This is a genomic window from Pseudomonas abietaniphila (assembly GCF_039697315.1).
Lineage (GTDB): Bacteria > Pseudomonadota > Gammaproteobacteria > Pseudomonadales > Pseudomonadaceae > Aquipseudomonas > Aquipseudomonas abietaniphila_B.
The window spans coordinates 4,791,527-4,816,056 of record NZ_CP155619.1; the positions used below are offsets into that span (position 1 = coordinate 4,791,527).

Sequence of the window (24,530 nt, forward strand, 5' to 3'; positions counted from 1 at the left end):
GTCGCTACGTCGAATGACGTTATGCACTTGCCTCTGGCCGCAGTTCCCGTGGAAGAACCTATGAAAAGCGCAGAAATCCGTGAAGCCTTCCTTCGCTTCTTCGAAGAGCAAGGCCACACCCGAGTAGCCTCCAGCTCCTTGATTCCGGGCAATGACCCAACCCTGCTGTTCACCAACGCAGGCATGAACCAGTTCAAGGACTGCTTCCTGGGCCAGGAAAAACGGGCCTATACCCGTGCCGTCAGCAGCCAGAAGTGCGTGCGCGCCGGTGGCAAGCACAACGACCTGGAAAACGTCGGCTACACCGCTCGTCACCACACCTTTTTCGAAATGCTGGGTAACTTCAGCTTCAGCGACTACTTCAAGCGCGATGCGATCACCTACGCCTGGACTTTCCTGACCTCCGACAAATGGCTGAACCTGCCCAAGGAAAAACTCTGGGTCACGGTTTATGCCTCGGACGACGAAGCCTATGACATCTGGACCAAGGAAATCGGCGTTCCGGCCGAGCGCATGGTCCGCATCGGCGACAACAAAGGCGCGCCTTACGCCTCCGACAACTTCTGGACCATGGGCGACACCGGCCCGTGCGGTCCTTGCACCGAGATTTTCTACGATCACGGCGCCGACATCTGGGGCGGCCCACCGGGTTCGCCAGAAGAGGACGGCGACCGTTACATCGAGATCTGGAACAACGTTTTCATGCAGTTCAACCGCACCGCCGACGGCGTACTGCACCCGCTGCCAGCACCGTCGGTCGACACCGGCATGGGTCTGGAGCGTGTCAGCGCCGTGCTGCAGCACGTGAACTCCAACTACGAGATCGACCTGTTCCAGAGCCTGCTGTCTGCCGCTGCCAAGGCCATCGGTTGCAGCAACGACAATCAGGCTTCCCTGAAAGTCGTGGCCGACCACATTCGTTCGTGCGGTTTCCTGATCGCCGACGGCGTGTTGCCGTCCAACGAGGGCCGCGGCTACGTGCTGCGTCGCATCATTCGTCGCGCATGCCGTCACGGCAACAAGCTGGGCGCCAAGGGCAGTTTCTTCTATCAGATCGTCGCTGCGCTGGTGGCCGAGATGGGCGAGGCGTTCCCTGAACTCAAATCCCAGCAAGCACACATCGAGCGCGTGCTGAAAGCGGAAGAAGAGCAGTTCGCCAAGACCCTGGAGCAGGGCCTGAAGATTCTCGAGCAGGATCTGGCTGAGCTCAAAGGCACCGTGGTGCCGGGCGATGTGGTGTTCAAGCTGTACGACACCTACGGTTTCCCGATGGACCTGACTGGCGACATCGCCCGTGAACGTAACCTGACCCTGGATGAGGCCGGTTTCGAGCGCGAGATGGACGCTCAGCGTGAGCGCGCGCGTTCCGCCAGCGCCTTCGGCATGGACTACAACAGCCTGGTCAAGGTCGATGTGGCCACCGAATTTACCGGCTACAGCGCCACGGCTGGCGAAGCCAAAGTCGTCGCGCTTTATAAAGAAGGCGTGGCCGTCGAGCAGTTGAGCGAAGGCGAAGACGGCGTGGTCATTCTTGATCGCACCCCGTTCTATGCCGAGTCCGGCGGCCAGATTGGCGACAGCGGTTATCTCACCGCAGGTGACGTGCGTTTCGACGTCAGCGACACGACCAAGACCGGCGGTGCTTTCCTGCACCATGGCATTCAAGTGTCCGGCAGCCTGAAGGTCGGCGCGACCGTCAGCACTCAGGTTGCCGCCGAGGTGCGTCAGGCCACGTCGTTGAACCACTCGGCCACCCACTTGCTGCACGCGGCCTTGCGTCAGGTGCTGGGCGATCACGTTCAGCAGAAAGGCTCGTTGGTCGACAGTCAGCGCCTGCGCTTCGACTTCAGCCACTTCGAAGCCATCAAGCCTGAGCAGATCAAGGCGCTGGAAGACATCGTCAACGCCGAAGTGCGCAAGAACACCGCGGTTGAGACCGAAGAAACCGACATCGAAACCGCCAAGAAGAAAGGCGCCATGGCGCTGTTCGGCGAGAAGTACGGCGACAGCGTTCGCGTACTGAGCATGGGCGGTGATTTCTCGGTGGAGCTGTGCGGCGGCATTCACGCCAACCGTACCGGCGACATCGCGCTGTTCAAAATCATCAGCGAAGGCGGCGTGGCGGCTGGCGTGCGTCGTATCGAAGCGGTCACCGGTGCTGTGGCGCTGGCCTACCTGAATACGGCCGAAGAACAACTGAAGGAGGCTGCGAGCCTCGTCAAGGGCAATCGCGACAACCTGCTGGACAAGCTGTCGGCTGTCCTGGAGCGCAATCGCCTGTTGGAAAAACAACTGGAACAACTGCAGGCCAAGGCGGCCAGTGCGGCGGGCGACGATCTGTCGGCCTCGGCAGTGGACGTCAAAGGCGCCAAGGTCCTCGCTGCCCGTCTCGACGGTCAGGATGGCAAGGCGTTGCTGGCGCTGGTGGATCAGTTGAAGAACAAACTCGGTCGCGCAGTGATCCTGCTCGGCGGGGTGCATGAGGACAAGGTCGTTCTGGTGGCGGGTGTCACCAAAGACCTGACTGGCCAACTCAAAGCCGGTGATTTGATGAAGCAAGCGGCTGCCGCTGCGGGCGGTAAAGGTGGTGGTCGTCCTGATATGGCGCAGGGTGGCGGCGTGGATGTCGCTGGCCTGGACGCAGCGCTCGCGCTGGCTGTTCCGTTCGCCGAACAGGGAATGTAAGGGAAGCTAAGTCGACCCACCGAAGTCCGCTATCCGGCGGGCTTCGGCGCTTTGCGGTTTGAATGATTAACGGGCGCCCTTCACGGGCTGAGGCGGCTTTGAGATGGCTTTAATCGTACAGAAATTTGGAGGCACCTCCGTGGGCTCTGTAGAGCGCATCGAGCAGGTGGCCGACAAAGTCAAAAAATTCCGCGACGCGGGTGATGATCTGGTGGTGGTTCTGTCCGCCATGAGCGGCGAAACCAATCGCCTGATCGACCTGGCTAAGCAGATCAGCGATCAACCGGTTCCTCGCGAACTGGACGTGATCGTTTCCACCGGTGAGCAGGTGACCATTGCCTTGCTCGCCATGGCGTTGATCAAGCGCGGTGTACCTGCGGTGTCCTACACCGGTAATCAGGTTCGCATCCTGACCGACAGCGCGCACAACAAGGCGCGTATTCTGCAGATCGACGATCAGAAGATTCGCGCTGACTTGAAAGAAGGTCGCGTGGTTGTTGTCGCAGGTTTCCAGGGTGTGGACGAGAGCGGCAACATCACGACCCTGGGTCGTGGCGGTTCCGACACCACCGGTGTTGCGCTGGCCGCAGCCTTGAAAGCTGATGAATGCCAGATCTACACCGACGTCGACGGTGTTTACACCACCGATCCGCGCGTTGTGTCCCAGGCTCAGCGCCTGGACAAGATCACCTTCGAAGAGATGCTGGAAATGGCCAGCCTCGGTTCCAAGGTGCTGCAGATCCGCGCTGTCGAATTCGCCGGCAAGTACAACGTCCCGCTGCGCGTACTGCACAGCTTCAAGGAGGGTCCAGGCACCCTCATTACCATTGATGAAGAGGAATCCATGGAACAGCCGATCATTTCTGGCATCGCATTCAACCGCGACGAAGCCAAGCTGACGATCCGTGGCGTGCCAGACACCCCGGGCGTTGCATTCAAGATTCTGGGCCCGATCAGCGGCGCGAACATCGAAGTCGACATGATCGTGCAGAACGTTGCGCACGATAACACCACCGACTTCACCTTCACCGTGCACCGCAACGACTACCAGTCGGCGCTGACCGTGCTGGAAAACACGGCCAAGGAAATCGGCGCGCGTGAAGTCGTCGGCGACACCAAGATCGCCAAGGTCTCCATTGTCGGTGTCGGCATGCGTTCGCACGCAGGTGTTGCCAGCCGTATGTTCGAAGCCCTGGCCAAGGAAAGCATCAACATCCAGATGATCTCCACTTCTGAAATCAAGGTTTCGGTCGTGATCGAAGAGAAGTATCTGGAGCTGGCTGTGCGCGCCCTGCACACAGCGTTCGAACTCGACGCCCCTCGCCAGGGCGAGTAAGGCATTGAACAAAGGGGCGCGGGTGATACCGCGCCTTTTGTGTTTCTGATGTGCGCGAGAAAACTGTTCTTTTCCCGGCGCTAGTCAATACTCAAGGCGTAGACCTGCTGCTGATGCTGGTGCGGGCCAACGCCTTTTTGGTTGTGCAGACTGTTGTCCCTGAATGCAGGTTGAGGAGATAGGTATGCTGATTTTGACCCGTCGGTGCGCGGAGAGCCTGATTATTGGTGACGGTGAAATCACCGTGACCGTGCTCGGCGTTAAAGGTAATCAAGTCCGAATTGGGGTCAACGCGCCCAAGGAAGTGGCTGTTCACCGTGAAGAGATTTACCTGCGCATTAAGAAAGAGAAGGACCAGGAACCAAGCCATTAATTTTTATTGAATTTTTGGTTTGCAAACGGGGAAAAGGGTGGTTATTATACGCCCCGTGTTGCGGAGAGCTGGCCGAGTGGCCGAAGGCGCTCCCCTGCTAAGGGAGTACACCTCAAAAGGGTGTCGGGGGTTCGAATCCCCCGTTCTCCGCCATTATTTGCGTAGTACGTTGTAATCTGGCTTGATCGGTAAGTTGTTGAATTTACTAGAAAAAGTTCTTGACCAAAAGATTTAACGGCCTATAATGCGCGGCAACAAATGCACTCGTAGCTCAGCTGGATAGAGTACTCGGCTACGAACCGAGCGGTCACAGGTTCGAATCCTGTCGAGTGCACCATTTAAGCGTTGTTGGTAGTGATACGAGCAACTGCTTTAAGAAAGAGCCTGGCTTTAACAGGTCTTCGGAAGTACCACTCACTTCTGGAAGTAAAATGCAGTAACCAGAGGTGATCTGGTTTATCAAGCGCCATATGCACTCGTAGCTCAGCTGGATAGAGTACTCGGCTACGAACCGAGCGGTCACAGGTTCGAATCCTGTCGAGTGCACCATAAAACGAAAAGCCCGCATGCAAATGCGGGCTTTTTGCTTTTCTAGCGTTTGCCTTTTACACAGCCATTTTCGTCGAACGTCACCTGGCGACTCTTCCCTTTCTTTTCCTCGTACACGTACCGAAGCTCGGCGTTGCGCCCGACAATCTTGTCCGGCTTGCCCAGCAGGCTTTCGACGTCACGTTTTGTCATGCCTGTAGGCGTTTGCTGGTTGATGATCGCCCGTCGCCGTTGTTCGGCGCTCAGCACGTTTCCGCATCCGTCGTCGCGCTGACCTACGATCACCAGTTCTTCGCTTCTCCTTCTGGCTTTGCTTTCTGTGGTTGGGCTGGGGGTAGCAACCGTGCCTGGCAATGGATTGTGTGCGTTCTGCAGTTTCAGCGCGTGGCCTGCCGGGCAGGCAAGGGTGGTGAAGGTGATATGTCCATGCTCATCCTCGCAACGGTGCACCGTGGCTGCGGTCGCCAGAACAGGAAGAAAGAGCAGGGCAGCAAATACCGGTTTGCGGGTGTCCAACAGCATGACAGCGTCCTCCGTGACAGGTGTCAGGGCAGACTAGCCACATGAATTTTTTCAGGCGAGCGTGTTTTCCTCTCTGAATGTGACGTCGTAGCAATAACGACTCGGACAATAGTTAACATTGTGTTGCAACCGATTGTTCCGCGTTGAATTTTTAACATGAAGGCCCGGCAAGCGGTGTATGATTGCGCCCGTCAGCCCCGCCGGGGCTTGTGGAATACCTCCATGGACTTACCCAGTAGCAACTCAGCCTTAAGCTTTACCAATCAAGAATCGACTGATTGATCTTCCGGCGTGGTCCACTGCTGGGAGTGGAGTTCGCCTATGACCGAAATCGAAGTAAAAAAGACTCAGGAAAGCCTTCAGGACCGCCTTGCGCAGGTTGTCGACCTGCTGCAACGTCAGCGTGTCGTTGAAGACCTGACTCATCGCCAGGAAGGCCAGCACCAAGACCGTGTTGAAAACCTGGTTCACCGGCAGAATCTGGTCGAGCTGCAACGCAAGCTCGATGACCTGCACTCTGCCGACGTTGCCTACATCCTCGAAGCGCTCCCGGTCGAAGACCGTCTGACGGTCTGGCAACTGGTCAAGGCCGAGCGTGACGGCGACATCCTCCTCGAAGTATCCGACTCCGTTCGTGAAACGCTGATCGCCGACATGGACGATCACGAGTTGCTGGCGGCCGCCAAGGAAATGGACGCCGACGAACTCGCCGACCTTGCACCTGAGCTGCCCCGTGACGTCGTCCATGAGTTGATGGAAGCGTTGGACAGCCAACAACGCGAGCGCGTGCGTTCGGCGCTGTCTTACGACGAAGATCAAGTCGGCGCGCTGATGGACTTCGAGATGGTCACCATCCGCGAAGACGTCAGTCTTGAGGTGGTGCTGCGTTACCTGCGTCGTCTCAAGGAGCTGCCGGGTCACACCGACAAACTGTTCGTGGTGGACTCCGACGGCGTGCTCAAGGGTGTACTGCCCATCAAGCGTCTGTTGGTTAACGACCCTGAAAAACAGGTGTCGGAGGTCATGGCCAGCGATCCGGTAAGTTTCCACCCGGACGGCGATGCCTATGAAGCGGCTCAGGCCTTCGAGCGTTACGACCTGATTTCTTCGCCGGTGGTGGACAAGAACGGCAAATTGATCGGCCGTCTGACCATTGACGAAATGGTTGACCTTATCCGTGAAGAAAGTGAAACCGAAGTCCTCAACATGGCCGGTCTGCGTGAAGAGGAAGACATCTTCGCGTCGGTATGGCGCTCGCTGCGCAACCGTTGGTCATGGCTGGCCGTCAACCTCATCACCGCTTTTTTAGCCTCGCGGGTTATCGGACTGTTCGAAGGCTCCATCGAGAAACTGGTGGCACTGGCCGCCTTGATGCCGATCGTTGCCGGGATCGGTGGCAACTCGGGCAACCAGACCATCACCATGATCGTTCGCGCCATGGCGCTGGACCAGGTCAGTACCGGCAACACCTCACGCCTGATGCGCAAGGAGCTCGGCGTGGCGTTAGTTAACGGCCTTGTGTGGGGTGGGGTGATCGGTATCGTGGCGTACCTGCTTTATCACAGCTGGTCGCTGGGTGTGGTCATGACCGCTGCGATGACGCTTAACCTGTTGCTCGCCGCTTTCATGGGGGTGTTGATTCCAATGACGCTGGCGCGGTTCGGCCGCGATCCTGCCATGGGCGCCAGTGTGATGATCACGGCCATGACGGACAGCGGAGGGTTCTTCATCTTCCTTGGCCTTGCGACGCTGTTTTTGCTCTAGGGTTGTACAGACACCCACAAATACCGCCCTCGTGGCGGTTTTTTGTGCCCGGGAAACGTGAAATTCCCGAATCGCAGGCACAAAAAAGCCAGCGGGATGCTGGCTTTTGAGTCTCTGGGAAACGCCGACTTATTCGTCGTCGTTTGCCAGGCTGGTGTCGTGTGCAATCAGCGACACGAGAGCGTTTTGCTGGCGATGAGCGAGCTGGCGGAAGCGTTGCAGCAACTCACGCTCATGCAATGACAGCTCAGGGCTGTCCAGACGCAGGCTCGGCTCGTCTCCCAGAGCACCTTCCTGAATCAAGCTTTGCTCAAGGCGGGCAATGATTTCGGAGTTCATGCTCCGGTGGTGCTGCTTGGCGACATCAGCGATCCGCTCACGCATGCCTTCCGGAAGACGGACAACGAACTTGTCAGCTGTGCGACTGGAATAAGTGGCCTGTTTCATAGGGCTCATATATTTAACCGATTTAGTTCAAAGGGGGAGGCGGTTCAAGCATTAGGCCGCGAGATGTCATCCTCTGACTGTCATTTTGGCGAAATGTTCAACCGTCCAACATAAAGGTCCGTCATCATGCATCAATCCGTCGGAACCTTGGCGTCAAATCTGTGACAAATATTGAACTAGATAAAGGCGTTTAGCCAGCACCAATTATCAGAAATGCGTTCTGGTTTGCAAAGTTCCCGGCCACCGTCCATCTGATCGACAGCCGCAGGGGGCGCGGGTTTGCGCCATGATGGCTATCTGTCTTCAGCGTAGAGGTGTCTGCGGAATATTTCGAGAAAGGTGACAAGAAAGAGACGAAGGGTCTGTCAGAGAAGTGGACAGCTCGACGTCGCGAGTGTCAGAAAACGGATCAGAAGGTGCTGAGAAGTGCAGCTCACGCCATCAGAAATGAGGGTCAGGGCTTGGCTTGGCGCAGCACCGGATCAAACTTGATTCTTCGGCCTACGAACAGGGCAGCCAGAAACAAGCTGGCAAATATGCCGGCAGCCGTCTTGGCAGCGGTGCTCAGGGTGTCCATCGAGACAGGAAGCAATTGGTCAACGGCAATGGCCATAATGGCCAGGATCAAAAAGGACAGTGCTGCTTTGGACATGGCGGTTCTCTAAGCGAAAGACTGATGGGCAAACCCGGTTTCACATACAGCGTCAAAATACCCAGCGTTCGGAGCGATTCACAGGGATCGCTTCGTCGGTGTCGTTCGCCAGCATCGCGTCTGAGCGGTGTGCCGGTTGAGCGACGAAACGAGGCGCCTGTTTCATGAGGTAATGCGGTTGAGCCTGAACAGCGACGCTTTCCGTGTTTGCAGCATTGCCTGCCTTGCTGCCATCGTCCTGGAAGTGGAAAGCCACCAGAGCGACGAGGGCTGCTGCGTTCAACAGAGAGAGAGTCATGTTCATCTCGATTACCTTCGCTTGGAATTCGGGTTTTGAAGGGGATTGCACAGAAGGGATAATGCAGTCTGCATGCCAAGCGTTTATCAAAAAAAATATCAATAAAATCAATGGTTTATTGAATGATTGAGCGGCGTGCAGGTTGCAGTTTGCAATGATGTCACTCTGCGGCATTGCAATTTGCATGATGCCCTTGAGGCGCTGGTAGTAGCGTTCGGGACTACACCCTAAAAAGACAATGACGACATGACAAAACAAGGGCTTGCCGTTAACATGCACGCCGTCCCGCTGGCGCCATTCAGAGCGCCGGCCACTGTGTCTCAGTAGCTCAATTGGATAGAGCATCCCCCTCCTAAGGGGAAGGTTGGCAGTTCGAACCTGCCCTGGGACACCATATAATTCTGGCTTCTCAAGACTTTTCCCTGACAGATCTCTTTGATTGTGACAGTAGGCTGGCAGCAGCAGACAAAAGAAAGCCCCGCCAGGCCATGCTTGGTCGGGGCTTTTTATTGACCAAATATAGCGATCATTGCTGCTAATGGCTAAAAACGGGCTTACGCAGACGTCCTCAAGAAGTCCAGGTAGTGGTTTTGGTGGTATAGTGGCGCTTTGACATAATCATCTGAAAGTAGATAACGGGGCGGTGCGATGGAACGTAGTGAGATCAGAGAGTCGAGAAAGCTCGCCTTGCTCAAGAAAGTCCGTGAGCACGATTATGGAAAGTACTTGTATAAAGCAAGTATCCAACGTATCAGAGGGTTTTCCGGTGAAGACATTACTTTTGAATTTCCAGTTACGGCACTCATCGGGCCTAACGGTAGCGGAAAGTCCTCCGTTTTAGGCGTCGCGGGTTGCGCGTACAAGCCTATCAAGCCTGGATATTTTTTTCCTAAAAGCGCCGTTGGTGATGAATCTATGTCTGGGTGGCGAGTCGAGTATGAACTCGTAGACAAAGCACTTAACCCCCGCCAACTGGTCAAAAGAAGCAGCAATTTCAGACAAGCGAAGTGGGTTCGGGGGGAGGTAGCAGATCGAGTCGTTCTTTTTTTCGGAATTGAGCGCACCGTACCTGCGGGAGAAAAAACCCGGTTCAAAAAGCTGACTAAGTCGTCTTATGTACACCAAGGTGCACTTCTTTCTCTTGACGCGGAGGTCGCGACTCAAGTCGAACACGTTCTTGGAAAAGCCGTAACTGAATTTCGGGTTACCGATGTGGGCCAAGACGAGCTGTTCCTGATCGGAAAAAATGGAGACCAGCAGTACTCGGAGTTTCATTTTGGAGCTGGCGAGTCTTCCATCATCAGAATGATCAGTGAGATTGAGCAAGCTCCACCAAACTCCCTCATCATCATTGAGGAAATTGAGAACGGTCTCCATCCGATCGCCACACGCCGCATGGTCGAGTACCTCATTGATGTTGCTGAACGAAAATCCGTGCAAACAGTATTCACAACGCACAGTGACTACGCTCTTTCCCCTTTGCCTAATGAGGCAATCTGGGCGTGCATCTCAGGCAAGCTCAAGCAGGGAAAACTATCGGTTCAGGCTTTAAGGGCTGTGTCAGGTCGTGTTGATAGAAAACTCGCCGTTTTTGTTGAGGATGATTTTGCAAAAAGTTGGGTCGAGGCCATTCTTCGAGAAAAGCTTGGCGCTGAATTTGAACAAGTAGAGATTCATGCGGTAGCTGGGGACGGTACAGCCGTCAGTACGCATAGAAGCCATGTCCGTAACCCTGCAATCTCTTTCAAGTCACTTTGCATTATCGATGGCGACTCTGAGCAGCAAGGTGATGACGATCCCGCAAGTGGCATTATCCGCCTTCCTGGCGATCAGCCGGAGATAAGTGTTTACGACGATATTTTGTCTAATATCGAACGAGATATCGCAGTCCTGACAGTATCCTGCCAGCGTCCCCCGGAAGCACAAGCGGAAGTCAGATCAGCCATGGAGGAGATTGTGAAAACCAATAGAGACCCACACTTACTCTACGTCCAGCTAGGTCTGAAAATTGGTTTCGTATCTGAAGTAATTGTCAGAGGGGCCTTCTTCGCCCTTTGGGTGAGAAATAATCCAGATTTTTGCAACGCGTTAGCGGCACGAATCCATGCACTGGTCCAAGAGCCGGAAGCTGCATAACACCTCTTTAAAACTTCGATAGAAAGTCCGTCCGTGCAACGCCGCCCATGATGGCGGCGCTTGCATTTCTGGCGGACGAATAGCGTACCATTAGATCTCTTGAACGACCGTTTAAGCCGGTTTGTGTCCGTCGCAAAGGGCTACAACTGGTTGTGCTCTACCGCACCCCTATCGGAGTGGGCTGGTTCAATCTGGATGTAAACGATGGTCAGCGACGAACCAGCATTTGGGAAATGGGCCGGTCTGTCCAATCGTCTATGCCGAAGACTGCCCGCCTGATGATCCACGCGCATGCTGTTTAAGAAACTGGGAAATATGCTCGTCCTTTTGCGGCTCCGAAATCATCGATTTCTTCGTAGCAACTGCTGGAAACACCTCAATGGTTCTGGATTCGAACCGTGTTGCAAAGCCTATTTTTTGGTATTTTCAGGCGCTGACTAAGTCCCTGATTCTGAGGACTGTGGTAGTTGGCTGTAGCGCGAATCACAAGACCTGCGCCGAGCAGTTCCGTAACTCTTTTTTCAAGTTTTCATCGATCGGCCGGCCCTGATACTTACCGGCAGCTTTGGCTTTCTCGATACCTTGGGCCTGACGCTCGCGGCATTGCTCGTAACCCATACGCGCAATGGCGGCCATCATTTACACCAGCATCGAGTCAATAGCGCCAAGGATCCGCCCGGTGAACTCGTCGCCCTTTGTCCTGCATTCCTTGGTGGTATCGGCAGATCGTGCGCGACGAGGCGAAGACCCTTGGAATCGAGCTCGGCCTTCAACTCTAGTCAGTCCTCCACCGGCAATGAAGAGCCGGTGTATAAACTCAACCAGCAGCACGTCACCCTCACGCGCATCTTTGAGTAGACGCTGCAGCTCAGGCCGATCTGCCGACGCGCCGCTGGCGCTCTCCAAATACACGCTCGCGATCACCCTATTGAGGTCGGTGGCAAACTGCTCAAACGATGAACGGGCGCAGCTGGCGTCCAGCTCTTCGGTCGATGCTCGGGGGTATGCGCGGATGAGCGAGATGTGCTGTCCGTATCAGTTAAGGTGGACTACAAACGCTGTTTCACTTTGAGTGTTACTAATCAAGCGGGGAGGGCGAATAACCCTGACTTTGCGCGCATCAGCTCGGGCACTCTCGAGACGGAAACCCAGCCAACTGATAACGAGAAAGGCAAAGCACTGCCCAGTAAACATGGCAGAGAAAAACCACGCTTAATAATGATTGCAAAATGCTACCGTTGAGGCTTCAATTTGATCCGACTCATCCACCTGATGGACTCCCACCTAGGAAAGGAAACCTGAATGTCTTCCCTGCAATCTGAAATGCTCGTTGAACAGAAAGTCGCTAACGCCCAAAAGTCTACAGGCGTTGCCTACCTCCTCTGGTTTTTCCTGGGTGGCTTCGGCGGCCATCGGTTCTATTTGGGCAAAACCGGTACAGCGGTTGCTCAGTTGATCATCACCATTGTCGGCTGCTTTACGTTGATACCGCTGATCATCACCGGCATCTGGTTATTGGTTGACGCGTTTTTGATCCCCAGCATCATCCGTGAGAACACCGACAACGTCCGTCGACAGGCGCGACTGGAAGTTGCGTTGATTCAGCAAGGTTAATGCCTTAGCGATTCATATCTACAAGCAGGCTGGCGAAGTCCAAGTAAAAAGCTTCGTCAGCTGCGAGCCTGGTTCTGGTCAGGCATTCCCGCCAAAATCACCGATACTCCCTCCCATCTCGCCAGTCCGCGTTTGGAGGAACCCCATGATCTCAGCCCGCCCCTTCAGCTATCCCTACGACGGTCAACTCCACCCTGAATCCACCGCGCTGTTGGTGATCGACCTGCAGGAAGATTTCCTGTCTTCGTCCGGTTATTTCGCGCGGAGTGGCTATGACCCGACGCCGCTGAGGGCGATTCTTCCTGCTGTGAACGCGTTGATTCGCAAGGCGAGGTCGGTGGGGGTTCAGGTGATCCACACCCGGCAGGGTTACCGTGGGGATCTGGCGGACATGACGCCGTATGAGAAGTGGCGGCGCCAGCGGGCGGGGCTAGAGGGGACCGATGTTCTGCTGCGGTCCAGCCCCGGGTTTCAACTGGTGTCGGACCTTGATGTCAGCGCTGACGACATCATCGTGGACAAGACCTGCAACAGTGCCTTCACGTACACGGACCTTGAGCATATTCTGCGTGCACGGGGCATCACGCATTTACTGTTCAGCGGTTGCACCACGGATGTCTGTGTCCATACGACGTTGCGCGAGGCCTGTGATCGCAATTTCCAGTGCCTGACGATCGCCGATGCGTGTGCGAGCGGCGATCAGTACGCGCACGATGCTGCGCTGCACATGGTGACCGTGGAGAACGGCATCTTTGGCGCGTTGACGGATTCGCAAGCGGTGCTTGACGGCTTGAGCTCGCTCCCTGAAAAGGCGCCGCTTTCAATTAGTGAAAGCGGCAACGTTTGAGATTGGTATGCCGCAGACCAACTGCGCCGCGATTCAGACCAGGGTGATCACGGCGTTGATGTTGCCGCGTGTCGCCTTCGAGTAAGGGCAGGCTTCGTGGGCAGCATCCACGACTTTTTGCGCCGTTTCGCGGTCCAGTCCGGGCAGTGCGACGTTGAGCCGTGCCTGGATCAGGTAGCCGCCGGCGTTGGTGCCCAGATCGACCTCTGCATCCACGGTGGTGTCGGGCGGCATGGTGACTTTCATTTTGGCGGTCACGACGCCGATGGCGCCAATGAAGCAGGCCGACCAGCCCGCCGCGAACAGTTGCTCCGGGTTGGTGCCTTCGCCTTTCGCGCCGGGCGAGGAGAGTTTGATGTCCAGACGTTTGTCGGAACTGACCGCTGTGCCGTCGCGGCCACCGGCGGTGTGGACCTTGGCGGTGTACAGCACTTTCTCGATGTTCTTGTCCATGGTGCGCTCCTTACGATAAATGCGGGCTACGCCGGATGGCGCAGCGTGACGTGAGCCGTTTCCAACAGTAGCCCGCTTTTTGAAGATATCGAGTCGGCGATCAGTGACCGGCGCTCTGGCCACCGTCGACGTGCAGGATTTCGCCTGTCACGAAGGCGGCGCTGTCGAGGTACAGCACGGCGCCGACGATGTCCTGAACTTCGCCCATGTGGCCCATCGGGTGCAGGCTGCCCAGCGCAGCGTGGGTTTCTTCGCCGTGCATCGGTGTCTTGATGATGCCTGGGGAGACCGCGTTCACGCGGATGCCGCGTTTGGCGTATTCGATCGCCAGCGATTTGGTGGCGGCGTTCATGCCACCTTTGGTCAGCGATGCGAGCACCGAAGGCACGCCGTCGATGGCATGGTCGACCAGCGACGTGGTGATGCTGACCACGTGACCGCCACCGCCCTGTTTTTCCATCTGCGCAATGGCGTGTTGCGACATGTGGAAGAAGCTGCCCATGTTGGTGGCCACGTTGTTTACGTAGTCTTCATGGGTGAACGCGGTAAATGGCTTGGCCAGGAAGATACCGGCGTTGTTGACCAGGGTGTCGATGCGGCCGAAACGGGCCACGCCTTCACGAATGATTTTCTCGGCGGTCGCAGGGTCTGCGATGTCACCGGCTACGGTGAGGATGTCCGGATCGGTCGAAGGTTTGATCGAACGCGAGGTTGCGACGACCTGATAGCCCAGCTTGCGGAAGCCCGCAACGATACCCGCGCCAAGACCTTGGGATGCACCGGTGACGACGACGACTTTTTTCGATTGGCTCATGATGATGTTCTCGCTCATTAATGGATAGGGTGTGAATCGGTAGTGGGTTATCAAGCGGCGGCGGCTTCTTGCGCCATCTGCCTGAGGACGGTTTCGTAGTGCTCGACCGACTGCGATCCGGTCACCAGCTGGCGATCGTTCAGTACCATCGCCGGGACAGAATTGATCCCGCGTTCGGTGTAGAAACGTTCCAGTTCACGGACTTCGTCGGCGAACTCACCGGCGGCCAGCACTTCGCGGGCGCGTTCGCTGGACAGTCCGGCTTCGCCCGCCAGGCGCACCAGCGTTTCCTGATCGCTGGGGTTCTGGCCGTCCGTGAAGTAGGCCTTCAGCAGGGCTTTCTTCAGCGGGACCTGACGACCTTCGTGGGTCGCCCACAGCAGCAGGCGATGGGCATCGAAGGTGTTGTAAAAGTGACTGCGTTTTTCCAGGTCGAAACGAAAACCGAGTGCCTTGCCACGGGCGATGACCATCTCGTTGCGGGAAGCGACTTCTTCTGCGGTACGGCCATATTTGCGCATCATGTGCTTGACGGCGTGCTCGCCCTCGGCCGGCATGTCCGGGTTCAGTTCGAAGGGCTTGTACGTCAGCTCGACGGTGATTTCGCCGGCGAGATTCTCTATGGCTTGCTCAAGTGCCGTTGCGCCCAACGCACACCACGGGCACACGACATCCGACACGAAGTCGACCTTTACGGTACGGTTCACGGCCGTGTTCACGAGGCCGACTCCGCCAGGTTCTTGCGATACTCCGTGGTGGAAATACCGGCGTATCCCCAGTTATCGGTGTCCACTTCTTCGATGACGATGTGGGTGAGGTGAGGGTCCTTGTTCAGGACGGTCTGCATGGTCTGAGTGATTTCGGCGATGACCTGAGCTTTCTGCTCCTTGGTCACGCCATCGCGGGTGATGCGAACGCTGATGAAAGGCATGGAAAAGTCTCCAGTGTGCTTCCCACCGGAAGGGTGGAAGAGCAGGTGGAGTGGACTTTAGGAGCTTGGAGCGACGGGATAAATGCGGGGCGGGGTACTTCATTTGTGATGCGGTGTAACGAATCGGACTGGCAGCAAAGCCTTTACGCGCGGACCGCAAACGAAAAAGCCACGGGTTTCAACCCCGTGGCTTTGTCTTCACCGCGTCATCAATGCCGGCAAGCGGCAGCGAGTCTTACAGTGCCATGTCGTTTGCTGGCTTGCTTTCAGCCGGCTTGGACGTCGTTGCGGTGCTGGTGCCAACGGTCTGGTCGATGACCGGAGGTTTGCCCAGTTGCAGGACTTCAGCGGTGTAGTTCCACTCCTGCTGAACAGCGGCCGGCGAGTCGTTCAGCTTGGTGCCATAGCTCGGCACGATCTGACGGATCTTCGCTTGCCACTCAGGTGTTGCCACCTGGGTTTTGAAGATCTTTTCCAGCACGTTCAGCATGATCGGCGCGGCGGTCGAAGCGCCTGGCGATGCGCCCAGCAGTGCTGCGATGGTGCCGTCCTGAGAGGACACGACCTCGGTGCCCAGCTTGAGCACGCCGCCTTTGTCCGCGTCACGCTTGATGATCTGGACGCGCTGACCGGCTTGCCACAGGCGCCAGTCTTCTTTCTTGGCGTGCGGGAAGTATTCCTGCAGCGCCTTGAAGCGGTCGTCGTCGGACAGCATCAGTTGACCGGCGAGGTACTCGACCAGCGGGTACTGCTCAATGCCGACCTTGGTCATTGGCCAGAAGTTGTGCGTGGTCATGCTGCTGAACAGGTCCAGGTAGGAACCTTCTTTCAGGAACTTGGTGGAGAAGGTGGCGAACGGGCCAAACAGGATCACGCGCTTGCCGTCGAGCACGCGCGTATCCAGGTGCGGAACCGACATCGGTGGCGCGCCGGTGGAGGCGATGCCGTAGGCCTTGGCCATGTGTTGCATGGCAACGGTCGGGTTCTCGGTCACCAGGAACGAACCGCCCACCGGGAAGCCGGCGTAGTCGCGAGCCTCCGGAATGCCGGACTTCTGCAGCAACTTCAGTGCGCCGCCGCCTGCGCCGATGAACAGGAACTTGGCGTCGGTACCCGAGGTGGTGCCGTCTTTCAGGTTCTTGTACTCGACGTGCCACGAGCCGTCTTCGTTACGCGTGATGTCGTTGACTTCGCTGGACAGCTTTAAGTCGAAGTTTGGGCGGGTCTGCAGGTAGGACACGTATTGACGGGTGACTTCGCCCCAGTTGACGTCGGTGCCGATCGGCGTCCAGGTGGTCGCCAGCTTCTGGGAAGGATCGCGGCCTTCCATCATCAGCGGGACCCACTTGGCGATCTGCGCCGGGTCTTCGGAATACTGCATCGGACGGAACAGCGGGCTGGCTTGCAGCGCGTCGTAACGCTTCTTCAGGAATTTGATGTTGTCATCGCCCCACACGAAGCTCATATGCGGTGTGGTGTTGATGAACGAAGGCGGGTTCTTCAGGACGCTCTGGCGGACCTGCCAGGAAAGGAACTGACGGGTCACCTGGAAGGCTTCGTTGATCTCGATGGCCTTGGAGATATTGACCTTGCCGTCTTTGTCTTCTGGCGTGTAGTTCAGCTCGGCCAAGCCCGAGTGGCCGGTACCGGCGTTGTTCCAGCCGTTGGAGCTTTCTTCGGCGACGGCGTCCAGACGCTCGACCATTTCCATCGACCAGCCCGGCTCCAGCTCGTTGAGCCAGACACCCAGGGTCGAACTCATGATGCCGCCACCGATCAGCAGGACGTCGACTTTCTTGCTTTCAGCAGCATGGGCTTGCAGGAAGGTCGCCGAAATCGCCAGGCCCAGCAGAGCCTTGCTCGTTTTCTTGAACATTGAGTCATCCAATAGAGAGAAAGTTATCCACCTGCGGTCCTTCATCAGGCAACGTCCCGCCGTGCTGCAACCCGGCTCGGGGTGCAAACGTCGGAAGGCTTCGCTCTCAGAAGACGAGGAGGCAGGGTCAGGAAGTCAGTGAATCGGGGACCTCCCGTTCTATGTCCCTCGGTGCTGGCTTTTTATTCGGTCATTGGATTCAGCAGCTTGAGTAAACATCTATACCCCCGCAGGACTCGGTCATCAGGTCCAAGCGATCTGCGGGAGGGGCGGGATTGTACCCGAAATGAGATTTACGACAAATCGTAGGACGATTTAGTCAATTGGCCAATTTGTCTCAGGTGGCTAAAGGGTGGCTGCTGCGGTGTCTGCATCGACACAGTTTTTGCGGGAGCCGGCTTGTATGGTGTGCATCTCCACTATTTGGGGTGACGCTGATAGTTTGGTTTGTCCTAACGTCCAAACTGTTCCGCCTTCGTGAACTGACCCCCGAAAGTTGGACAAAATTACTGACTCATTACCTGCGTTCAGCCTGCACCCAAGTCGCGTTTTGTGGTGTCTGGGCTGCTGCAGTATGAAGATCAAAAGCCACAGCGCGCTTTGCGCTGTTTGGGTAAACAAATTCCTGTGGCTGAACACAAAACCTGTGGGAGTCAGCTTGCTGACGAATGCGGTGTGTCATTCACCCTTGATAAAACTGGCTCACTCCCATCGCAAGCACGCTGCCAGGCCTTGCGCCCCTCAAGAAACGGACTGACGCCACTGGTTTGAGAACCATGGAATCCCCCATACGGGCGGCCAGGAATCAAAGGGTGAATTTGCCGACCATGGCGTTGAACGACACGGCCAGGCGCGACAGTTCCTGGCTGGAAGCGTTGGTCTGGTTGGCGCCGGCGGCGGTCTGGGCCGACAGGTCCTGGATGTTCACCAGGTTGCGGTCGACTTCGCGGGCCACTTGGGCCTGCTCCTCGGCGGCACTGGCGATGACCAGGTTGCGTTCGTTGATCTGGCTGACGCCTTCGCTGATGCGCTCCAGTGCCAGACCGGCTTCGGTGGCCAGCGTCTGGGTGTTGACTGCGATGGACTGGCTCTTGCCCATGGCCTGTACGGCTTCATCCGCGCCGTTACGCACCTGGGTGATCATCGATTCGATCTCGCCGGTCGACACCTGGGTGCGGTGGGCGAGGGCGCGGACTTCGTCGGCGACCACCGCAAAACCGCGGCCTTGTTCACCGGCGCGCGCAGCTTCGATGGCGGCGTTGAGGGCCAGCAGGTTGGTCTGTTCGGCGATGCCGCGAATTACATCCAGCACCTTGGTGATGTCGCGAATCTGGCCCGCGAGGGCTTCGACCCGTTGCGTCGAGTCGTTGATTTCCACCGTCATGGTGTTCATGGCGGTGACCGCTTGCTGCACCTGATGCTGGCCTTTCAGCGCATCGTCGGCGGTCTGGGCCGAGACTTGCGAGGCACTGGCCGCGTTGCGAGCGACTTCTTCCACCGCAGCGGTCATCTGGTTCACTGCGGTGGCGGCCTGTTGAATCTCATCGTTCTGACGCTGCAATCCACGGGTGCTGTCATCGGTGACCGCCGTCAGCTCTTCGGCGGCCGACGCCAGCTGATCCGACGCGTTGGCAATCTGCTGCACGGTGCCTTTGAGGTTGCCTTGCATGTTTGAGAGCGCTCTGAGCAACTGACCGATTTCGTCCTGGCCTCCCAGTGCAATGGCTTGGGTCAGATCACCGCTGGCCACCCGCGCTGCACTCTCCACGGATTGATAAATCGGGCGGGTAATCATCCGCGTGACGATCAGGCCGAGTGCGATGGCGCAGATCACAGCCACCAGCGAGCCGATAATCAACACCCAGGTGATCTGGCGATCCAGTTCGACGCCAGCCTGAGTGGCTTCGGCGGCTTGCCGTGCGTTGGACTCGATGATGATTTTCAGCTCACCCATGGTTTTGCGGTAGCTCGGCGTGACGCTGCTGGCGGCCAATTTGCCGGCTTGCTCAATGTCGCCGCTTTGCAGCACCGCGAGCGCGTTTTGTGCGGCGTTAATGTACGCGGCCCAATCACGCTCGAAATCGTCGCCGGCGGCTTTTTCGTCGGCCTCTAGAGGCGTACTGCGGTAGTAACGGAAATCGGTTTCTGCCTGCGCCTGGTTTTCTTTGAACGATTGAAGGGCCGAGCTGATGTCTTCCGGGTTGGCCTTGAGCGCGCTCAGACCGATGATTTTGAAGAAGTCGCGGTTGGTGGCGATGACGTTGGCTTTGACGGAGTCGACCTTGGTGATCGACATCATGTTATCGCTGACCGTGTTTTGAAACAGGTCATACAGGCGCGAGACGCCGGCTTGTCCCAATACACCGACCGCGACGGTGACCAAGGCGCACAGGCTAAAGGCAAGGAGCAGCTTGGACTTGAGTTTCAGGTTGATCAGCCAGGACATGACGATTACTCGGACAGGGTAGGGTTTGGCGACGTGCAGACACCGCTTTCACTCCGTATCGGCGGGGGGATGAGGGACTTTACACAAATCGAAATAACGTCGATGAACGTCGTAATTCAGCCCGTTTTCGAGTGATATTGGATCCACGAGTCCGGGCGAACGCCTGCGCTCATGTTTGGTGATTCGGGACCGACACACTGCGTCACAGATACGTCATCAGCGGCCGACGCGAGACGCTTGGCAGTCGCTTTTTCCCACTGCGATCACCTAAGCTTTACTTCCGCGCCGCCGATAACCCGGACAAGCGGCGTCGTGCCGCACCTGAACAGGCCAAAGCTTTAGCGAAATAGCTTGATGGCAAATTGATGTTGGCTATCATTCGCCCCGCCAAAAACGGGCGCATTGAAGCCGACCCGTTGTGTAATTGCCCCTGGGCTGATTTTCTCTCCCGTGACAGGAATCTCGATGCTGGCGTGGAACCAAAAAAGCTTTCTGATCGTCGATGATTTCTCCGATTTCCGCAGTTCGGTCAGGTCGATGCTGCGCGAGTTGGGCGTCAAGGAAGTAGACACCGCCGATACCGGCGAACAGGCGCTGAAGATGTGCTCGCAGAAGCGCTACGACTTCATCCTGCACGATTTCAACCTGGGCGATGGCAAGAAGAATGGTCAGCAGGTGCTCGAAGACCTGATGACCGACAAGTTGATCAGCCATGAAAGCGTCTTTGTGATGGTCACCGCCGAGAACAGTCAGGCGATGGTCATGAGCGCGCTGGAGTGGGAGCCCGATGCTTACCTGACCAAGCCGTTCAATCGGGCGAGTCTGGCGCAGCGTCTGGAAAAGATCGTCCAGCGTAAAAACCTGCTCAAGCCGATTCTTCAGGCACTGGATCGCGGCAAGCCTGCCGAAGTGCTGGCGGCGTGCGTGAACCTGACCAAACAGGACCCCCGTTTTGCGCCGTTGTGCCTGCGTTACAAAGCCGACGCCTTGCGTGATCTGAACCAGCACGAGCCGCTGGAAGCCTTTCTCAAATCGATTCTGGCCGACCGTCCTCAACCTTGGGCCTACGCGGCATTGGGCAAACTGCTGTTCAAGCGCGGACGCAATGCCGAGGCGCAAGCGGTCTACGAAGACGCGATCCGTGCGTTCAATGCGATGCCGGTGTTGTTTGATGGCCTGGCCGATGTGCTGATCGCCAGCGGCGACAAAAAGCGTGCGCAGAAGATGCTCGAAGAGGCCGTCCGGCTGTCTCCGTACGCGGTACGGCGTCAACGTCTGCTTGGCCAACTGGCGCTGGAAAACCAAGACTTCGATGGCGCTTCCAAGGCGTATCGTCAGGCGGTGGCGCAAGGTCAGTTTTCGCGATTCAAGGACCCGGAAACCAACCTCGGCTTGGCGCAGGCGTTGATCAGTCGCGGCGGTGAGCGGGGTCTGGATGCGCGCACCCGTGTTGAAATCAACACGACGTTAAGTGAAGTCGCCAAAGAGCACACCAACGATGCCGGCTTGCAAGTGCGAGCACGTTTGATGAAAGCCACCAGCGTGGCGAGTTCCGATCCGGAAATGGCCGCCAAGCTGACCGAACAGGCCATGGCCCGCTTGGAAGGCATGGAACAGTTTCTGAGTGCCGACGCAGCGCTGGCCGTGGCGGCGCAGCTTAAACAACTGGGTCAGGAGTCCGCCGGCGCCGGCATTCTGAAAAGCTGCGCGGAAATCTACGGTGACGATCCGGTGGTCATGCAAGGCATCGCCAGGCAGACCGACGATCCGGAAATCCTCAGCGCGGGCAAGGCGGCCATCGATCTGAACCTGCAGGGCATTCGCAGCTACCGCGCGGGCAAGCTCGGTGAGGCGCAGGACCTGTTCCGTCAGGCGCTGGCGCTGCAACCGAAGAACATCAGTATTGCCTTGAACATGGCCCAGTCGCTGCTGCACGTCGGTGTGCAGAACCTCGATACGGCCAGCCTGCTGGATTGCCAGAACAGTCTGAAAATGGTGGGCAAGATGCCCGACACCGATCCACGTTACGACCGTTATCAGAAACTGCGACTCAGGGCGTTTGGCGAATGAACGATCAGGAAACGGGGCTCGATTTCTCCATGGTGATTGCCTCCACCGTGCATGACATGAAGAACTCGCTGGCGTCGTTGATTCAGGCACACGGGCAATGGGTCAAGGACCTGCCCGAGGCGCAGCGCGGCACGCCGGAGCAGGGCGTGATTGATTACGAATTCGCGCACCTGAACGGCATGCTGGTGCAGCTGTTGGGTCTGTACAAACTGGGCGTGAACCAGCTGCCGTTACGCCCGGATTATCACGAGCTGGACGACTTCATCGAGGCGCAACTGGCGTTTCATCAAGAGGTGCTCGACAGCCGTGGCATCGTCGCGCGTTACCACGTGGACGACTTTGGCTTGCCGGGTTTCTTCGACCGCGAGCTGATCGGCTCGGTGGTGTCGAACGTGGTCATCAACGCCATCCGCTTTGCTCGCCAGGAAGTGCTGATCAGCGCGGGTCAGGTCGGCGAGCAACTGGTCATCCGCATCAACGACGACGGTCCGGGTTTCCCCGAGCACATGATCGAACACCAGACCGACTACGTGCTGGGCATCAACCAGAGCAGCGGCAGCACCGGCCTTGGTCTGTACTTCGCGGCGAACATCGCCAAACAGCATCAGCGTCAGGGCGTGACCGGACACATCGAGATCGCCAACGGCGGCGAGCTGGGCGGCGGGTTGTTCAGTATTTATTTGCCGTAGTTAGAAAATAGGCGGTGTGACTGATACAACCGAGTCGCCTGATTTTGCTGCCGCTTTGCGCCAGATCGCGGGCAAGCGCGCTCCTACGGCCTCCGGCCAGAATCAAAAGCCGAGACACCTTCCCAACACCGCTTCTGCCCGGAGGAAACTCACGTCATGCCAGGCACAGCCTTGTTCTGCCCGCAGAAAGCTCACGTGATGCCATGCACGGTTCTGCTTCTGCCTGGAAGGCGTAGGAGCGTGGCTTGTCCCGCGATCTGCCGGGGACCGGCAGCAAAACCTGTGCATGCGGTGTGTCAGACATCATCGAGTCGGCTGATTTTGCTACCGCTGCGCGGCAGATCGTCCGGATGTGGCCCAGACACAAGCCGCGCTCCTACAGGATCCAGCCAGAAACATCGACATCCGCGATTCGCCTTTCTTATTTCGCATCCGCGACATTCAGCTTCGGTGGCGTCCATCCGCCGCCCAGTGCCTTGTACAGGTCGATCTGATTGACCTCCCGCGCCAGCTCCAGATTCAGGTATTCCTGCTGGGCGGCAAACAGGGAGCGTTGCGCGTCCATGGTCGAGAAGTAGCTGTCCAGCCCGGCCTCGAAACGCAAGCGCGACTGTCGCCAGGCTTCCTGATAATCCCCGACCAACCTTTGTTGCGCCGCGACCTGCGCGAGCATTTCCTGACGGGCGTTCAGTGCGTCGGCGGCTTCGCGAAAAGCGTTCTGCACGGTGCCTTCGTAGGCTGCAGTATTGGCGTCATAGCGGGCATGACTGGCGTCTACCACGGCACGCCTTTGACCGCCGTCGATCAGGGTCATTGAGCCGGCCGCCGCCAACTGCCAGAACTGGGCCGGGCCGGTGAGGAGTTTCGAGAAGTCCCCGCTTAAACTGCCCAGCGCGCCGGTCAACGACAGGGTCGGGAAGTAGGCACTGCGCGCGGCGCCGATGTCGGCGTTGGAGGCGCGCAGCAAGGCTTCGGCAGACATGATGTCGGGACGTCGCTGGATCAGGCTGGAGGGCAAGCCGGACGGGACATCGGCCGTCGCCAGTGTTTTGCCCAGATCGCCGACCGGCAACAATTGATCGGGCACTGGTTGACCGACCAGCACACGCAGGGCGTTGAGGTTCTGTGCCACCTTCATGCGGTAGGTATTGACCTGCACGGCGGCGGTGTTGGTCATGGCATCGCCCTGATGCACGTCGATGCGTGCCGTCGAACCGGCGTTGTAACTGCTGCGCAGCAAATCGCCGTAATGCTGCTGGGACTGGTAGGTGCTTTGAGCGAGGTTGAGCAGCGTCTGATTGGCCTTCAGGGTCAGCCAGGTGCTGGCGACTTCACCGATCAAACCCAGGCGCGCGGTCTGATAATCGGCCTCGCTGGCCTCGAAGCGCGCATCGGCCGCGTTGCGCTGACTGCGCAGGCGACCGAAGAGGTCGAGCTCATAGGACGTGAAACCCGCCGTGGCCTGAAACGTATTGTCCAGGCTGCCCGAACTGACACCGCCGCCCTGAGTGCGCACCAGGGGCGGGATCTTGCTGCGCCCGGCGTAGGTGTTGATGCCGATGGACGGAAACAGCGAGGCATGCGCGCCGTCGGATTCGGCGCGGGACTCTTCCACCGAGGCCGCGTACTGGCGCAGTCCACGGTTGTTCTCCAGCGCCAGGTCGATCACCTGTCGCAGGCGCGGGTCGGTGATGAACGTGTGCCAGTCTTCCTGAAAGGCCAGCTTCGGATCGGCCACCGCACCTTTTGTGTTGGCGGGCCATTGCTGATCGATTGGCGCGTCGGGGCGCTGATAGGTCGGCTCCAGCGAGCAGCCGCCGAGCAGGAGCAGGGTGAGGCAGGTGAAGGGTAGAGAACTGTTCATCGGCATGCTCTCGGCAAATATGGAATAGCCAAAGATTCTCGTGACGCAAACTTCTCTGAACGCTGCGGTGAACCCTGTGGGAGCGAATTCATTCGCGAAACGGCATTCCAGCCGATACAGATAGCTTGTCTGAGCCCTTTTTCGCGAATGAATTCGCTCCCACA

Annotated in this window: 20 protein-coding genes, 4 tRNA genes and 2 pseudogenes; 13 read left to right on the forward strand and 13 right to left on the reverse strand. The window is 57.6% G+C overall.

The genetic code is table 11. From position 1 onward, the window contains the following. Window positions 1-60 precede the first annotated feature (60 nt). The 6 genes from alaS to ABDX87_RS21265 all read left to right on the forward strand — a co-directional run bounded on the left by alaS (window position 61) and on the right by ABDX87_RS21265 (window position 4,943). Window positions 61-2,685 (forward strand): alanine--tRNA ligase, encoded by a 2,625-nt coding sequence (gene alaS / locus ABDX87_RS21240; protein WP_346829640.1) that lies wholly within the window; start codon window positions 61-63, stop codon window positions 2,683-2,685. A gap of 103 nt (window positions 2,686-2,788) precedes the next feature. Continuing rightward, window positions 2,789-4,021: an aspartate kinase gene (locus tag ABDX87_RS21245; RefSeq protein ID WP_074757272.1), complete on the forward strand. Its 1,233-nt coding sequence runs from the start codon at window positions 2,789-2,791 to the stop codon at window positions 4,019-4,021. 184 nt (window positions 4,022-4,205) lie between these two features. Next, the gene (csrA, locus tag ABDX87_RS21250) at window positions 4,206-4,394 is read left to right on the forward strand and encodes a carbon storage regulator CsrA (RefSeq protein WP_020290522.1); all 189 of its coding nucleotides are present in this window, start codon (window positions 4,206-4,208) and stop codon (window positions 4,392-4,394) included. A gap of 62 nt (window positions 4,395-4,456) precedes the next feature. Next, a tRNA-Ser gene (locus ABDX87_RS21255) sits at window positions 4,457-4,547 on the forward strand. Between the two features lie 107 nt (window positions 4,548-4,654). Next, window positions 4,655-4,731, forward strand: a tRNA-Arg gene (locus ABDX87_RS21260). A gap of 135 nt (window positions 4,732-4,866) precedes the next feature. Next, window positions 4,867-4,943 (forward strand) — tRNA-Arg (locus ABDX87_RS21265). 42 nt (window positions 4,944-4,985) lie between these two features. Here ABDX87_RS21265 and ABDX87_RS21270 read toward each other — a convergent pair. After that, a complete protein-coding gene (locus ABDX87_RS21270; RefSeq protein WP_346829641.1) occupies window positions 4,986-5,465 on the reverse strand; it encodes a DUF4124 domain-containing protein in 480 nt (159 codons plus the stop codon). Window positions 5,466-5,786: 321 nt separating this feature from the next. Between ABDX87_RS21270 and mgtE the strand changes: the two genes are divergently transcribed. Next, window positions 5,787-7,229, forward strand: a complete 1,443-nt coding sequence (gene mgtE / locus ABDX87_RS21275; protein ID WP_346829642.1) for a magnesium transporter — start codon at window positions 5,787-5,789, stop codon at window positions 7,227-7,229. A gap of 129 nt (window positions 7,230-7,358) precedes the next feature. On the opposite strand, the gene ABDX87_RS21280 is transcribed toward mgtE, so the two are convergent. From ABDX87_RS21280 to ABDX87_RS21290, 3 genes are all read right to left on the reverse strand, one after another. Further along, window positions 7,359-7,685 (reverse strand): Arc family DNA-binding protein, encoded by a 327-nt coding sequence (locus ABDX87_RS21280; RefSeq protein ID WP_346829643.1) that lies wholly within the window; start codon window positions 7,683-7,685, stop codon window positions 7,359-7,361. A gap of 445 nt (window positions 7,686-8,130) precedes the next feature. Then, complete coding sequence (locus ABDX87_RS21285) at window positions 8,131-8,328, reverse strand: PA3371 family protein (protein ID WP_346829644.1); 198 nt, start codon at window positions 8,326-8,328, stop codon at window positions 8,131-8,133. A 52-nt stretch (window positions 8,329-8,380) separates the two neighbouring features. Further along, a complete protein-coding gene (locus ABDX87_RS21290) occupies window positions 8,381-8,632 on the reverse strand; it encodes a hypothetical protein (RefSeq protein WP_346833582.1) in 252 nt (83 codons plus the stop codon). Between the two features lie 311 nt (window positions 8,633-8,943). Between ABDX87_RS21290 and ABDX87_RS21295 the strand changes: the two genes are divergently transcribed. Next, a tRNA-Arg gene (locus tag ABDX87_RS21295) sits at window positions 8,944-9,020 on the forward strand. Between the two features lie 254 nt (window positions 9,021-9,274). Then, window positions 9,275-10,762, forward strand: a complete 1,488-nt coding sequence (locus tag ABDX87_RS21300) for an ATP-dependent nuclease (protein WP_346829645.1) — start codon at window positions 9,275-9,277, stop codon at window positions 10,760-10,762. A 426-nt stretch (window positions 10,763-11,188) separates the two neighbouring features. Here ABDX87_RS21300 and ABDX87_RS21305 read toward each other — a convergent pair. Continuing rightward, window positions 11,189-11,785: pseudogene (locus ABDX87_RS21305) on the reverse strand (recombinase family protein). Between the two features lie 279 nt (window positions 11,786-12,064). Between ABDX87_RS21305 and ABDX87_RS21310 the strand changes: the two are divergent. Together ABDX87_RS21310 and ABDX87_RS21315 are read left to right on the forward strand one after the other, a co-directional pair. Further along, complete coding sequence (locus ABDX87_RS21310; RefSeq protein WP_346829646.1) at window positions 12,065-12,376, forward strand: TM2 domain-containing protein; 312 nt, start codon at window positions 12,065-12,067, stop codon at window positions 12,374-12,376. A gap of 145 nt (window positions 12,377-12,521) precedes the next feature. Continuing rightward, complete coding sequence (locus tag ABDX87_RS21315) at window positions 12,522-13,223, forward strand: cysteine hydrolase family protein (RefSeq protein WP_346829647.1); 702 nt, start codon at window positions 12,522-12,524, stop codon at window positions 13,221-13,223. A 33-nt stretch (window positions 13,224-13,256) separates the two neighbouring features. On the opposite strand, the gene ABDX87_RS21320 is transcribed toward ABDX87_RS21315, so the two are convergent. From ABDX87_RS21320 to ABDX87_RS29295, 7 genes and pseudogenes are all read right to left on the reverse strand, one after another. After that, the gene (locus ABDX87_RS21320) at window positions 13,257-13,676 is read right to left on the reverse strand and encodes an organic hydroperoxide resistance protein (RefSeq protein ID WP_074757231.1); all 420 of its coding nucleotides are present in this window, start codon (window positions 13,674-13,676) and stop codon (window positions 13,257-13,259) included. Window positions 13,677-13,776: 100 nt separating this feature from the next. Then, entirely contained in the window at window positions 13,777-14,490 is a 714-nt protein-coding gene (locus tag ABDX87_RS21325; RefSeq protein ID WP_346829648.1) for an SDR family NAD(P)-dependent oxidoreductase, read from the reverse strand. Between the two features lie 50 nt (window positions 14,491-14,540). Then, a complete protein-coding gene (locus ABDX87_RS21330) occupies window positions 14,541-15,197 on the reverse strand; it encodes a DsbA family oxidoreductase (RefSeq protein WP_346829649.1) in 657 nt (218 codons plus the stop codon). Window positions 15,198-15,205: 8 nt separating this feature from the next. Continuing rightward, on the reverse strand, window positions 15,206-15,421 hold the full coding sequence (locus tag ABDX87_RS21335) for a tautomerase family protein (protein ID WP_346829650.1): 216 nt from the start codon (window positions 15,419-15,421) through the stop codon (window positions 15,206-15,208). Window positions 15,422-15,656: 235 nt separating this feature from the next. After that, on the reverse strand, window positions 15,657-17,297 hold the full coding sequence (mqo, locus tag ABDX87_RS21340) for a malate dehydrogenase (quinone) (protein ID WP_346829651.1): 1,641 nt from the start codon (window positions 17,295-17,297) through the stop codon (window positions 15,657-15,659). 805 nt (window positions 17,298-18,102) lie between these two features. Further along, window positions 18,103-18,966 carry a methyl-accepting chemotaxis protein gene (locus tag ABDX87_RS29290; protein WP_431061264.1) on the reverse strand — a complete coding sequence of 288 codons (864 nt, stop codon included), beginning with the start codon at window positions 18,964-18,966 and terminating at the stop codon, window positions 18,103-18,105. Between the two features lie 42 nt (window positions 18,967-19,008). Continuing rightward, window positions 19,009-19,743: pseudogene (locus ABDX87_RS29295) on the reverse strand (MCP four helix bundle domain-containing protein); the annotation flags it as partial. A 465-nt stretch (window positions 19,744-20,208) separates the two neighbouring features. Between ABDX87_RS29295 and ABDX87_RS21350 the strand changes: the two are divergent. After that, the gene (locus ABDX87_RS21350; RefSeq protein WP_346829653.1) at window positions 20,209-21,813 is read left to right on the forward strand and encodes a response regulator; all 1,605 of its coding nucleotides are present in this window, start codon (window positions 20,209-20,211) and stop codon (window positions 21,811-21,813) included. After that, entirely contained in the window at window positions 21,810-22,502 is a 693-nt protein-coding gene (locus tag ABDX87_RS21355) for a sensor histidine kinase (protein WP_346829654.1), read from the forward strand. The genes ABDX87_RS21350 and ABDX87_RS21355 overlap by 4 nt, the downstream gene beginning before the upstream one ends. 421 nt (window positions 22,503-22,923) lie before the next feature. On the opposite strand, the gene ABDX87_RS21360 is transcribed toward ABDX87_RS21355, so the two are convergent. After that, window positions 22,924-24,366, reverse strand: coding sequence for an efflux transporter outer membrane subunit (locus ABDX87_RS21360; protein ID WP_346829655.1), 1,443 nt, complete (start codon window positions 24,364-24,366; stop codon window positions 22,924-22,926). Between the last annotated feature and the right edge of the window lie 164 nt (window positions 24,367-24,530).